11 protein-coding genes and 1 pseudogene are annotated in these 12,930 nt (G+C 55.3%); 4 read left to right on the plus strand and 8 right to left on the minus strand.

The genetic code is table 11. From position 1 onward, the window contains the following. Nucleotides 1-396, minus strand: a 396-nt coding sequence (locus HA41_RS03975) for a hypothetical protein (RefSeq protein ID WP_143807249.1), incomplete at its 3' end; no start/stop codon positions are given. 846 nt (nt 397-1,242) lie between these two features. On the opposite strand from HA41_RS03975, the gene HA41_RS03980 reads away from it, so the two are divergent. Both HA41_RS03980 and HA41_RS03985 read left to right on the plus strand, forming a co-directional pair. Beyond that, nucleotides 1,243-1,446 carry a hypothetical protein gene (locus HA41_RS03980; RefSeq protein ID WP_031377240.1) on the plus strand — a complete coding sequence of 68 codons (204 nt, stop codon included), beginning with the start codon at nt 1,243-1,245 and terminating at the stop codon, nt 1,444-1,446. 70 nt (nt 1,447-1,516) lie between these two features. Continuing rightward, on the plus strand, nt 1,517-2,233 hold the full coding sequence (locus HA41_RS03985) for a 4'-phosphopantetheinyl transferase family protein (RefSeq protein WP_094119686.1): 717 nt from the start codon (nt 1,517-1,519) through the stop codon (nt 2,231-2,233). 157 nt (nt 2,234-2,390) lie between these two features. On the opposite strand, the gene HA41_RS03990 is transcribed toward HA41_RS03985, so the two are convergent. The 3 genes from HA41_RS03990 to apbE form a co-directional block, all read right to left on the minus strand. Continuing rightward, nucleotides 2,391-4,043 (minus strand): multidrug ABC transporter permease/ATP-binding protein, encoded by a 1,653-nt coding sequence (locus HA41_RS03990; protein ID WP_094119687.1) that lies wholly within the window; start codon nt 4,041-4,043, stop codon nt 2,391-2,393. A gap of 96 nt (nt 4,044-4,139) precedes the next feature. Next, the gene (gene alkB / locus HA41_RS03995; RefSeq protein ID WP_094119688.1) at nt 4,140-4,781 is read right to left on the minus strand and encodes a DNA oxidative demethylase AlkB; all 642 of its coding nucleotides are present in this window, start codon (nt 4,779-4,781) and stop codon (nt 4,140-4,142) included. Then, entirely contained in the window at nt 4,781-5,830 is a 1,050-nt protein-coding gene (gene apbE, locus HA41_RS04000; RefSeq protein WP_208612739.1) for an FAD:protein FMN transferase ApbE, read from the minus strand. Before apbE ends, alkB begins: the two co-directional genes overlap by 1 nt. 181 nt (nt 5,831-6,011) lie before the next feature. On the opposite strand from apbE, the gene HA41_RS21150 reads away from it, so the two are divergent. Both HA41_RS21150 and HA41_RS21080 read left to right on the plus strand, forming a co-directional pair. Next, nucleotides 6,012-6,122, plus strand: coding sequence for a response regulator (locus HA41_RS21150; protein ID WP_208612740.1), 111 nt, complete (start codon nt 6,012-6,014; stop codon nt 6,120-6,122). A gap of 150 nt (nt 6,123-6,272) precedes the next feature. After that, entirely contained in the window at nt 6,273-6,449 is a 177-nt protein-coding gene (locus HA41_RS21080) for a hypothetical protein (RefSeq protein ID WP_167373373.1), read from the plus strand. Nucleotides 6,450-6,488: 39 nt separating this feature from the next. Here the strand turns inward: HA41_RS21080 and ompC are convergent, their stop codons facing one another. The 4 genes and pseudogenes from ompC to HA41_RS04025 form a co-directional block, all read right to left on the minus strand. After that, nucleotides 6,489-7,601, minus strand: a complete 1,113-nt coding sequence (ompC, locus tag HA41_RS04010; RefSeq protein ID WP_094119690.1) for a porin OmpC — start codon at nt 7,599-7,601, stop codon at nt 6,489-6,491. Nucleotides 7,602-8,200: 599 nt separating this feature from the next. Then, nucleotides 8,201-9,370, minus strand: coding sequence for a beta-barrel domain-containing protein (locus HA41_RS04015; protein WP_094119691.1), 1,170 nt, complete (start codon nt 9,368-9,370; stop codon nt 8,201-8,203). After that, nucleotides 9,367-11,525: pseudogene (locus HA41_RS04020) on the minus strand (type I secretion system permease/ATPase). The gene HA41_RS04015 and the pseudogene HA41_RS04020 overlap by 4 nt, the downstream one beginning before the upstream one ends. Nucleotides 11,526-11,553: 28 nt before the next feature. Beyond that, nucleotides 11,554-12,909, minus strand: a complete 1,356-nt coding sequence (locus HA41_RS04025) for a TolC family outer membrane protein (protein WP_094119692.1) — start codon at nt 12,907-12,909, stop codon at nt 11,554-11,556. Nucleotides 12,910-12,930: the final 21 nt, after the last annotated feature.

Consider the following 12,930-nt stretch of genomic DNA (forward strand, 5'->3'; position numbering starts at 1 on the left):
ACTTGAGAGAACTGCCGGCGCTGTCGTCACAGACTCCCTTATATCAGACATCCTTTCATTAGGCACTGTAGTTTTATGTTCCATTGCTTTGTATTGTTGCTGTTGAATCTGGTCACGCAACGCTGAGCCGGTCACCTGGGAGAAAGCAGCATTTTTTGCATCCAGAGCCTTAGCAGCGTTTACGTCAGCACGATCAGCGGCTTTTGCATAACCAATGTTTTCCATTGATTTAGGATTGTCATTATAAGTCCGGCTTGTTATTGCCTGAGCAATGTTGGCATTTTCAGAAACTTTTGCCGCCACATGAGCATTAGCAGCGGCTGTATCAAACTCACCAGCAACAGCAGACACGGAAGCAACGCTACATACGACTAAGGCTATCATCGAAATTTTCATTATTGGATTCTCAGTAAAGAAGCTTAAAGTTATTTTTAGATGCAAATTAATGAGCAAACTTTAAACTTAATTTGAGAGGCGAATTTTGATTCAGGTCAATAAAACACCGCTAACCAATAAACCATCTTTATAATGGATTTTATTCTCATTTGACTATGCGTATTACAACAATCAACCTCCCACCCCCTTAAAAAATGATTAAATTCAATTAATTATGTAGATACCCCCCAGGTAATACACCGCAATTCAGACCAGGATGGAAGCTTAAAGGGCAGGACGTCGGGCGTGCTCGTAAACCGCTAAGCGTAAATTTGCTTACTGAATCAGTCTGGGCTGAAAAATGGCTTTCTGAATAAGTAACAACCTGTTTTATCCACTCTGTTTTCTGACACTCTGCAGACATGGGCTAAGTTTCGACCCCTCTCTGAAAGGGCACTCCACGAGTCAGCCTCTCTGATTTTTGTCATCAAACGGTCACTTTGCTCGCACTCTGCCTATTCCGATCTATACTGAAGATCGTGTGGGTAACGATAGGAGAGTTCATGACAGCAATCGAAAAAGACGATCCAACCGAAGCACCAGAGTCCGGCGATAAGCAACAAACACCGCCAGACAAGAAGTAACCCACTAAGGCCGCGCCAGACGCGGCCTTTTCTCTGGCTGCGCTTTCAGAAAACTTCGCCATGTCAGCTAACATCTGTCATGCATTCAGCCGGTTACACATTACAGCGAAATCCAGTCCGCCTCACAAAATAAGCAGAACGCGACGCCAATTCATCAAACTGAAACAAAAATGTCACAGAAATTGCCTACTCTGGACTCCCCTGAAATTGATGGATAATTTTTATGGCGATCAAAGCGAAAAGCCTGAAGGATGCAGAAGCGTTATTGCATTCAGGCATTAGCAAAGTGGAACTGGCGTACGACATTGGCAGCGACGACTTCTTTCGTCTGGCGAGCCACTGGTGCGACCGCGGCGCTCGCATCAGTAAAGGTCACCACCATTTTGTCGTTTCACTGAAAAGTTTTGCCATTCCCCCGAACGACTGATCCCGGCGGTCGGCTTGCTCCGGCATCCCGTGCCTGATTTAATGCCCTTTTGGCTTCAGTCAGGCACCACATGCGCTATCCCGACGTTCCGCTGCCGTCTCCCGCAGGCGGCTTTATCCTTTCCCAGCATCTGAGCGACAGCGATCCCTGGCTGGCGGTGAGCCGCTTCAACCCGCAACATTACCGTGATTCTCTCGCCGTCGCGTGGGGAATACCGCTGCCCGATCGGCTGGCACGGGCGGTGAACAAGCGGCGGGCCGAATACCTTGCCAGCCGGCAACTGGCTCGTACAGTGATGGCGCGACTGGGCATTGATGACTTCATTCTGACGAATGGGCCCGACCGTTCCCCCTGCTGGCCCGACGGCGTGCAGGCTTCGCTGTCTCACAGCGCCGGTATGGTGGCGCTGGCAGTGACCCGTCAGCCCATTTGTATCGGTGTGGATGTTGAACAGCTGATGTCAGAGGCGACGGCGAATGAAACCGCTGAACTGCTGATGACGTCACAGGAACAGCAACGGTTGCGCGCGCTGCCTATTGGTTTTAATGCGGCTGCTACCCTGTTGTTTTCGCTAAAAGAGTCGCTTTATAAAGCGCTGTGGCCACAGCTGCATCAGCCAATGGACTTCCAGCAGGCGGTGCTGGAAACCGTTGATCTCAGCCGTCAGCGCGCCACGTTACGGCTCACCGAACACTTCAGCGATCGTTTTACCCTGGGCACAACCTTGCAGGCAGAATTTGTATGGCGGGAGGATAGCGTGATTACCCTGCTGACACATCAGGGATAAAAAAACCGGCTAAGCAAAACGGCTTAGCCGGGGTAAACACATGACGAAAGAAGAAGTTCCAGGATGGCAGAGAGCAGGCTCTCTGCTGATTTCCAGCATAACCCGTAAGCCGCTGAGGCAGCTAATATGCCTTTTTGCTAAGCTTTGCCAGCCTGCATCAAAGCCCGGTATCGGTGCGTTGTACCGAGTCCAGCGTCGCCTGTTCGCGTTCGCTGCCGGTCAGTTCACTCAGCTGCCCTTCCCGCATCTCCAGCAACCGATCGGCATGGATAAAGTAGTGATCATCATGGCTGATAGCGAACACCGTTTTGCCCGCCGCCTGTAGCCAGGGCAGCAGTTCACGATAGAAGATACGGCGAAAATGCGGGTCCTGATCCGCTGCCCATTCATCCAGCAACAGCACATCCCGTTCTTCGGCGACCGCCAGCAGCAACGCCAGCCGTTTACTCTGCCCTTTAGAGAGCTGAAGATTCAGCACTTTATTGCCCTCAATCTTCAGCTTGTCCTGCATTTTCAGCCGTTCCAGCCACTGCTGCACCAGCGCCGGATTCGCCGGTATTCCTTCATGACCAATCAGCCGATCAAACAGATGCACATCGGTGAAGACGGCCGAGAAGTGCTGACGCCAGCGATCCAGCCCGTCCGCGTTTATCGGCTGGCCATCCAGCAGCAGCGTGCCAGACTGAGGCCGATAAAGCCCGGTCAGCAGCATCGCCAGCGTCGATTTACCGCTGCCGTTGCCGCCAATCAGGAACAGCAGTTCACCGCGGCGCAGCGTCAGGTTAATCGGGCCAACCTTAAAACCGTTTTCACCGTAATGAAAACAGACATCGCGCAGTTCCAGCGTCTGCCAGTTTGCTTTTGACGGCGATGCATGGAAATCAGGCTGATAAGGCGCAAGATCAAAGGCATTAAGTTTACGGAATGCGACCTGCGCACTGAGCAGGGTCGGCAGCGCGCCCACTGCCGACAGCAGCGGCGTGCGAAGAAACAGTAGCGTCAGGGAAAAGGTCGCCGCCACCGCGGTATTGGCCCAGCCCAGACTGTTGGCCATAAAAAAGACCATGCCGATCGCGCCCAGTGTCATGATGTTGGACCAGTTCACCGCGCTGAGATGATAGGTATCGGCACGCACGATATGGTGTCGCCAGGCGGTGGCATCTTCCTGATAAACCGTTTCATAGATCTGACGGGCGCGCTCGCGGTTGAGCTGCAACTCTTTACGTCCGTCAATCACCGTCTGGTAGTCACGATAGAGATGATCTTCAATTTCACGCAGCTTCGCCATGTGCTGATAGACGCGGGAGACCAGCAGCCAGCCACCAACCAGCGTGACGGCCAGCCAGCCGCTGGTCACCAGCAGCATTTTGGGTGAGAGCCAGGCCAGATAAAACGCCGAGCCGAGCGTAATGATAATCCCCTGGATCAGCTCCGGCAGACGCACAAAGGCCAGGGTAATGGCACGCACGTCGCTGGTCAGTCCCGCCAGCAGTTGCGCGCTGCCGAGCTGCTCGATGCGCTCCACCCGGGTATCCAGAATACGTTTGATAAATTCACCGCGCATCCGCCAGACAAACTGATGGCCGAGCATGGTCAGCGCCAGCTGGGAGGCCAGCGTCACCGCCATCAGCACCACCAGCTGTAGCAGGAATTGCGGCAGAACCGTATAGGAGCTATTGATCGCGACGATCATTTCGCGGTTGATAAAGGCAATCATGCCAATACCCAACACTGCGCTCAGCAGCGTCAGCGCGATAACCCCGATAAAAGGCCAGCGAAACTGGCGAAAAACAACGCTTAACAACGTCATGCAGGCAATCCAGCAGTCAAAAAACAGCCTGCAGTGTAATGTGATGCAAAATGATAGCAATAGTTATTCGCAACGCTTCGCGGGTCGCGCAGCGGATTAAAAGGCGCGGCGGAACGTCAGGTTATAACGCCAGGCACCCACCAGCGGATGCACGCCTGGCTTGAGCGGCAGGATGCCGTGATAACGCAGGCGTGACGGCCCGCCCCACACCACAATGTCGCCATGTTCCAGCAGCACCCGTTGTGTGCTGTCGCCGCGTTCAAAACCGCCAAACTGAAACACCGCCGGTAATCCCAGCGAGACCGAAACGATCGGCTGACGCAGATCTTTCTCATCTTTGTCCTGATGCAGAGTCAGCTTCGCGCCCGGCTCATAACGATTGAGCAGGCAGGCATCGGGATGAAAGTCGGGGAACCCTGCTTCACGCGCCGCGGCCTGCGCGAGGTGGCGAAACAGTGGCGGCATAGGCGGCCATTTTTGCCCGTTGAGGTTATCCTGCTGCTGATACTGATACCCGCGCGAATCAACCGACCAGCCAAAATCGCCGCAGTTGGTCATCGCCACCGACATACGATGGCCGCCCGGCGTGATGCGATGGGCAAACGGATTCTGGTCAGCAATGGCCAGAATCTGCTGATAGAGTGCTTCTGCCTCATCGCGCGCGCGGCGGCGCAGGATCACCGCGCCCTCCGCCAGCGGTTCCTGCCAGGGTTGCTCTTCACTAAACAGATCTAACATCAGGGTGCTCCTGTCGACTCAGGTTTAATCAAAAAGGCGGCAAACTGCGGTGACATCCAGCTCACGAAACCCTCGCCTTCTTTACTGATCAGATAGACCGCGAGATGCTGCTGGATCGCCAGCGCTTTGGCTTTTTCACTGCCAAGCACCATCAGGCCAGTATCCCAGCCGTCAGCCTCCAGCGCGGTGGTCGCGATCACGGTAGCTGAAACCAGTCTATGCTCAATCGGCCGGCCGGTAATGGGATCGATGACGTGTGAAACGCGCTTGCCGTCCAGTTCATAATAGTTGCGATAGCTGCCAGAGGTACTGATGCCGTGCCCCTCCAGATCAACCCGCGCCTGTACCGCGTTTTCGCGGTCGGTCGGCTTCTGAATCGCTACCCGCCACGGCTGATGCTGCGCGTTCAGCCCACGGCTCAGTACCGCGCCACCCACCGAAACCAGGTAGTTGTTGATCCCCAGCTGCTCCATCAGGCGAGCCAGATGATCGGTGGCAAAGCCCTCGCCCACCGTTGAAAGGTCAACATAGAGGCCCGGCAGATCTTTTTGCAGCCACTGGCCGCCTGCGCCCTGAATGACCCGCAGATGCTGCAGGCCGGTCTGCGCTTTAGCCGCGGCAATTTGCGCCTCATCCGGGATATGAATCGGCTGCTTTGTCGGGCCGAAGCCCCACAGATTGACCAGCGGTCCGACGGTGATATCCATCGCCCCCCCGGTTTTAGCACCAATGCGCAAGGAGAGCGTGACGATATCCGCCATGTTCTCGCTGACCGGCTGCGGCGTCAGTGTGCGGCTCTGATTGAACCGTGACAGCTTAGAATCGGGTTTCCAGGTAGAAAGTTCGGCGTCATCGCTGTCCAGTTGCTGCTGAATACGTTGCTGCAATTCCGCTTTGCGCTCGCTGGCGACGTCCGCCAGGCTGACACGCCATACCGTCCCCATGGTTTTGCCTTCCAGCACCATTGAGGAGCTTGTCGCTGGCTTATCACAGCCCGCTAACAACAGGATGGCAAAAGGTAAAGACAGCAGATTAATCTGATATCGCATCACTCCTCACTTGTAAAAATTTATCTATTCCTGCTACAGAGCATAAATGGCTGGTAAAGAGGTTAAAATAGGGTTGAATACTTTATCCAATGGCGACAGTATCAGTCAGTCATCTACTATGCATCCGCCCGTAACCGGGCGATTTACGTTTAACGGTTAGGTTTAATGAAAGGAGCAGCAGATGATCTATGTGATTCTTGCCATTGCCCTGGGTCTGTTCATTTTTAGCAGCTACAAAGTCTGGCATCAGCGCCGTCATCGTCACATGTCGCTATCACGGTCGCGCCATTAATCAGCAGTGTTGCACCTTAACGGGGCATACGCCGCCTTAACCTGCGCGGCAAGTTTACCAGAGTGCGCGGCAGGCCCGTGGCTATCAGAGCGGTAAAGCTGGCATGAATTCTGCACTGTTGAAACAGTGTTTATCTCTGAGAGGTGCAGAATGAAAAGTTCACAAAACCTGCAGGCAGCCTGGCATCAGTGGCTGAGCTTTTCGGCCTTTACGCTGGGGGGCGTCGCGTTTGAAGGGGCCCGATTTGGCGCGGTGGTTTCACCGGGCACGACCGTTGCAAAAGCGAAAACGTGGCGAGCAGCAGAAGAGATAAAAGAAAAGGAATGATGACGCAGGTGCGCAGCCGTGGCTGCGCACCTGAACAAATCAGAACTGGTAAACCAGACCCAGCGCTACCACGTCGTCGGTGTTGATACCGGCCGCGTCGGTAAACTGGTTGTCATCCAGCAGGTTGATTTGGTAATCCACGTAGGTGGACATGTTTTTGTTGAAGTAGTAGGTCGCACCTACATCAATGTATTTCTTCAGGTTCTGTTTGCCCCAGTTCTGCACGTCGGTGCCGCGTGAGGTAACATACGCCAGCGATGGACGCAGACCGAAGTCGAACTGATACTGCGCCACCAGTTCCCAGTTTTCCGCTTTATCAGCGTAACCAAACGCGGTGGAATCACTGCTGCCGAAGCGGGTTGCGTTATAAGATTTGGTGTACATCGCTGCCAGGTAAACGTTGTTGGCATCATATTTCAGACCGCCGGTGTAGGCTTCTGCTTTGTCACCACGGCCGAGGATACCTGCCTGGTTGCCGTTCTGATCGTTGGTACGGTCAGACTGGAATGCCGACGCACCAATACCAAAACCGGAACCGAGATCGTAGGTGGTGCTCAGGCCCCAGCCGTCACCGTTCTGACCCAGCACATCACGACCATTCGGTGATTCATCACCATTGCCGTTTTTGCCCTGATACTGCACCGCAAAGTTCCAGCCATCGACCAGGCCAAAGAAGTTGCTGTTGCGGTAGGTTGCCATACCGTTGCCGCGCTGGAACATAAAGTTGTCCGCGCCATAGGTATCACCACCGAACTCCGGCAGAACGTCGGTCCATGCGCCGATGTCGTAAGCGACGCCGTAGTTACGACCGTAGTCGAACGAGCCTGCATCACCAAATTTCACACCAGCAAAGCCCACACGGGTATAGCTGTCAGCCGTTCCTTCAGATTCGGCATTGTTCAGCGCCGCCTGATACTCCCACTGGCCGTAACCGGTCAGCTGGTCGCTGACTTCGGTTTCGCCTTTAAAACCAAAGCGGACGTAGGACTGATCGCCATCAGAACCATCATTATCGGAGAAGTAGTGCAGACCATCGACTTTACCGAACAGGTCTAATTTGTTGCCGTCTTTATTGTAGATTTCAGCTGCGTTTGCCGATCCTGCTGCGACCAGCAACGCAGGGACCAACAGGGAGAGAACGCGACGTTTCATTTTATTACCCTCTGTAATGTGCCTTTATTATTTGCCACTGCTAACTGAATGATTAAAAATTCAGCCGGCAGGCCATTGTTATTTTATATCGGGCAATAATCCATCACGAAAATGCTACTAAATTTCCAAAAGTGTTTCAGAGTACGAAACAGTTATTTCATAATGTAATATCTGGGGAACTAATAACCAGCACACATCGATAAAAAATATGGCACAAAAAGCCAAACTGATTCTGTCACCTTTGTTATCAACGCGTTACATCAGATTACTCTGAAGCACTGAATGATAAAACTTATGCGTCATCAGGTAATACAATAGATCCCGCTATCATCATTTATTTCATTATTACCTTCATTCACCCCGAATGAGATGTTTACCCTTTATTTCCCGCCGGACATGTTTGTCCGGCATTTTTTTGCCTGTCATCCACCGCTACGGCTATATCTGCGTAAACTTGATTTTACCGGTTAAATTAACATTGTTATTAAGCGGCACAGAAAGTTAATCCTTCTGTTATTTGCCGCTTGCCTGACAATATATCTGCTCACTTAATTTATCACGGTAATTAAGCAGACTGAGATAATATCTGGATCGCGGTATTAGCGCTCCCGCAGCGATTCTTTAACTTTATTCAGCGGTTTAAGCAGGTAATCCATCACCGATTTCTGGCCGGTTTTAATTTCAACATTGGCGACCATACCCGGCACAATCGGGAATTTGCGCCCGGCGCGGTTAGTCAGCTCTGCCTTTTGCGTGCGGACGTAGACGCGGTAGTAGTATTGATCGCGCTTAACCTCATCCTGCAGCGTATCCGGCGAGACAATTTCCACCTCGCCCGGTAGATCGCCATAGATAGAGGAGTCGTAGGCGGTGATTTTTACAATTGCCGCCAGGCCAGGCCGGATATAAGCGATATCACGTGGATTGATGCGGGTTTCGATCAGTAGCTGATCTTCCAGCGGCACAATCTCCATCAGCTTGCCGCCCGGCTCCAGTACGCCACCGACCGTGGTCACCTGAATATCTTTAACGATGCCGCGCACCGGCGAATAGAGCGTAGCGCGCATCAGCTGATCCTCTTTACCCGCCGCTACCTGCAACTGCGCATCCAGTTCAGCATTGTTTTTCACCTGCTCTTCATGGGCGCGTACCAGATAATCATTGCGCGCCTCATCGATTTTGCCGCGCAGGTCGCTGACCTGACGCCGCAGGCGGATCACCTCGACCTGCCCGGCAGCGCCTTTGGCCACCAGCGGCTCAGTCAGACGCAGTTCATCCTGCACCAGTTTGAGCGACTGCTGCAGGTTGCTGATGGTTTCCGTCAGGTTGCGCCGCCGGGATTCATACAACTGCCTTTCGCGCGTCACCAGCTGCGGTTCCTTCAGGGTCTCCGCGCTGAACTGCAGCGGCGTGCCTGACAGCTCGGCGTCCAGCCGTTCCGAGGAGGCACGCAGCGTGCGCACTTTGGCCTGAGCTTCACCGAAGTTGGACTGGAAGCGCGTCGGGTCCAGCGTCGCCAGGATCTGCCCTTTCTCGACAATATCGCCCTCATGCACGTTGAGCTGTTTGACGATACCGCCATCCAGGCTGTCAATCACCTGCGCCCGGCTGGAGGGCGTCACTTTGCCGGTGCCGACGGTGACTTCATCCAGAATGGCGAAGTGCGCCCAGATAAGGAAAATTGCCAGCGCCGCGGTACAGAGCCAGATAATGGCGGACGTACGGCGCTCATGGCGCGCCAGATCTTTATCAATCATCACCAGACTCATGCGGCATCTCCTTTATTCGGGCCCGGTGCCGGCTGGGCGGCGGTTGAGGTGGCGCGGCGCAGGATCTCGTCACGCGGCCCATCGGCCACGATCCGGCCGTTATCCATCACCACAATACGATCGACCATCTTCAGCAGCGCCGGACGGTGGGTAACCAGGATCAGCGTGCGACCGCTGATCCAGCCCTGTAGCTGACGGATAACATGTTCCTCTAACTGCTCATCCATCGCGGCCGTCGGCTCATCCAGCAACACCACCTGCGGCTGGCGCAGGATCATCCGGCTCAGCATCACCATCTGACGCTGTCCACCTGACAGGCCACGACCGCCTTCATTAATAATGCGATCCAGACTGGCCGCATCCTGCTGCACCAGCGACAACGCGCCGCTGATGCGCAGCGCCTGCAGCATCTCCTGCTCGCTGGCGTGCGGATTACCCAGCATCAGGTTTTGCCGCAGCGTGCCAAAAAAGAGCCGCGAATCGTGGGATAGCCAGCCGAGCTGACGACGCAGATCGATCGGATCGATGCGTTCAATATCAACGCCGTCGACAATCACCTTGCCCTGAGTTGCCAGCGCCTGACCGGCGAGAATTTTTAGCAGGGTTGACTTGCCGGCGCCGACTTTGCCGAGAATGGCGATCCTCTCGCCCGGTTTGATCTGCATTTGCTGAACGTTGAGGACGTTCTTTTCATTCTCTTCGTCGTAGCTGTAGTGCACGTTACGCAGATCGTACTGCCCGGTGAGCGTCGGACAGTGGGCCAGCGTGGCGGCCTCAGGCTGATCGAGCGGTTTCTTCAGCAGCTCATCCAGCCCTTTCATCGCCATTTTGGCGTGCTGCCAGCGGGAAAAGACCATCGTGAGCTGCATCAGCGGCGCGATGGTGCGTGAAGAGAGCAGGCTACAGGCGACCAGGGTACCGGTGGTGATTTGCGAATCGAGTATCAGGTAGACCCCAAACACCAGCATCCCGGCGTAAGTGAGCTGCTGCACCGTCGAGGCCCAGCCGGTCAGCCGCGCGCCCCATAAGCGTTGCTGGTTACTGATTGCAGCGCTGACCTCGTGCGTCTGTTCCCACTGGCGCTGAAAATAGGGTTCCGCCTGCAGCGCTTTAATATCTTCAATGCCTTCAATGGTTTCCACCAACACCGCATTACGCAGCGCCCCTTCCCGCAGCCCCTCTTTCGCCAGCCGCGCCATCGGGATCTGTACCAGCATGCCAGGGATAACGATCAGCGGGATCGCTGCCAGCGGGATCAGCACCAGCCAGCCGCCGATAAATGACATGATGAACAGGAACAGGATAACAAACGGCAGATCGGCGGCGGCACCTACCGTGGTCGAGGTCAGCAGTTCACGCACCTGATCAATTTCACGCAGTTGCGAAATAAATGAGCCGGTCGATTTTGGCCGCGCTTCATTACGGATGCTCATCGCCCGGGCAAACAGCATGGCGGAGACTTTCAGGTCGATGCGTTTACCCATTAAGTCGGAGACTGAGTACGCATCAGGCGGATCAGATACTCTATCGCCGCCGCAATCAGCACCCCGACAAACAACACCCAGAGCGTCGCCTGCGACTGCGCCGGGATCACCCGATCGTAGACCTGCATCGAGAACAGGATCCCGGCCAGCGCCAGCACGTTGCTGATCACCGACGCCAGCGAGATCTCGGTAATGCGTCGGCCCATACCGCGGAAATTTTTCCAGAACCAGTGCGGCTCATAGGGCTGAACAAACTCATCGATACGCGCATCGCGGCCGCGTGCCGCCACGCCGATCACCCCGACATCGCCCTGGCTACGGGTCAGCAGTTCGGACAGTGCGCCTTCACGCACTACGTCCCCGCCTTCACTCAGCCAGTAACGCGCACTGCCGTCGGGATCGATGCCTTCCAGCACCGCCACGCTGCTGTTTTCCAGCACCAGCACCACCGGGGTGATCTCCTGACGCCAGCGCAGCTTGTTTTGCGGCACCATGGTCAGATGCAGCCCGAGCAGCCCGGAGAGGCGTTCAAGCTGCTGTGCCACCGGCAGATGTTCAAACCAGCGCATCTGCTGGCGTAAGGTTTTGCCGTCGGCAGGCTTACCGAAGCGCGCCGCCACACGCAGCATGGCGGCAATCCAGTTTTCGGTATTCAGGTTTTGTGCACTCATCGTTAATGCCTTTTAATACAGAAGCTCGCTATTGCAGCGAAGGAAGGAGATCGCCGCTGCTGCGCTGACGATCGATACCCAGAATATCCAGCAGATTGTCGACCGCCGCGGCGTAGCGCACGGTGGCATCCCAGCCATCGTAAAGCGCGGTGATACGCGAACTGTCTGCCTGAAACACATCCTGTTCCACGCTCAGCAGATCGTTCAGGCTGCGCTTACTGAGCCGATACTCATCGGCGTAGACGTTTCGGGTATGGTCGGCGCTGGCCAGCTGTACTTCACCGGCCGCCTGACGCTGCTGCGCACCAATCATGTCGGCATAGGCGGTAGAAGCATTCTGATTGATGGTCAGTTTGGCCTGCTGCACTGCCGCCTGCGCCGCTTCACGATCGCCTTCAGCGGATTGCGTTCTGGCATTCACCATCCCGCCCTGATAGAGCGGCGCTTCAACCTGTAGCTGGACTTCATCATCCCAGTAGGACTGACGATCGTTCTCATAACGGGTCCGGCCCGCCTGAACTTTGATGGTTGGCCAGTGACCAGATTGCGCCTGACGCACCCGCTCGCGTGCCGCTTCCTGTTTAGCCTGGGCACTGCGCACCGCGGCGCTGTTGGCGTAGGCAATTTTGTCGAGGGTAATCTGCTGGTTCAGCAGCGCCTGCGGCAACTCCGGCAGTCCAGCCGGTACCACGCCGGTCAGCACCGTCAGCTGCGCTTTGGCCGAACGCAGCTGCGCCCGATACTGTTCCAGCGTGGCATGCATGGCGGCGATGCGGGTTTCCGCCTGTAATACGTCCGATTGTGAGTTGAGGCCGGCATCGGCGCGCAGTCGGGCGATATCCCGTACCCGCTCCAGTGAGGCGATATTGGTAAGGGCCGTCTCCGCCAGCGCCTGGTAACGTTTAACGTCCAGATAGGCCTGCAGCGTATCTTCCGCCACGGTGGTCATGGCGTCGAACAGGCCAAAGAGATAGGCATCGGACAAGGCGTGCTGTTCATCGATGGCCCCGCCGGTGCGGCCAAAATCGTACAGCAACTGACTGAGCATGATGCCGCCAGACCCATTGTTATTCAGGCTGCCGGCGGAGTCGGTCTGATGAGATCGGCCTGCCGCACCCTGCAGAGAGATCTGCGGATACCAGGCGCTTTTAGCGGCGTCGAGATCGCCTTCACCGACGTGGATTTGTGCGGCCGCTTCCGAGATTTTCGGGTTGCGGGCGAAAGCGCGGAGAATGGCGTCACGCAGCGTTAAGGTGGCTATCTGTTCTTCGCTGGGGGCGGCACGCCAGTTAAATTCAGCTTTGGGCAAGGGTGCGGCAATGGCCGCGGGCAACACTACGCCATTCAGGGCGCATAACAAAAAGGTCAATCGCGCTTTGTTCATTATGTTTACCAACAGGGGTTC

The sequence above is a fragment of the Pantoea conspicua genome (assembly GCF_002095315.1).
Classification (GTDB): domain Bacteria; phylum Pseudomonadota; class Gammaproteobacteria; order Enterobacterales; family Enterobacteriaceae; genus Pantoea; species Pantoea conspicua.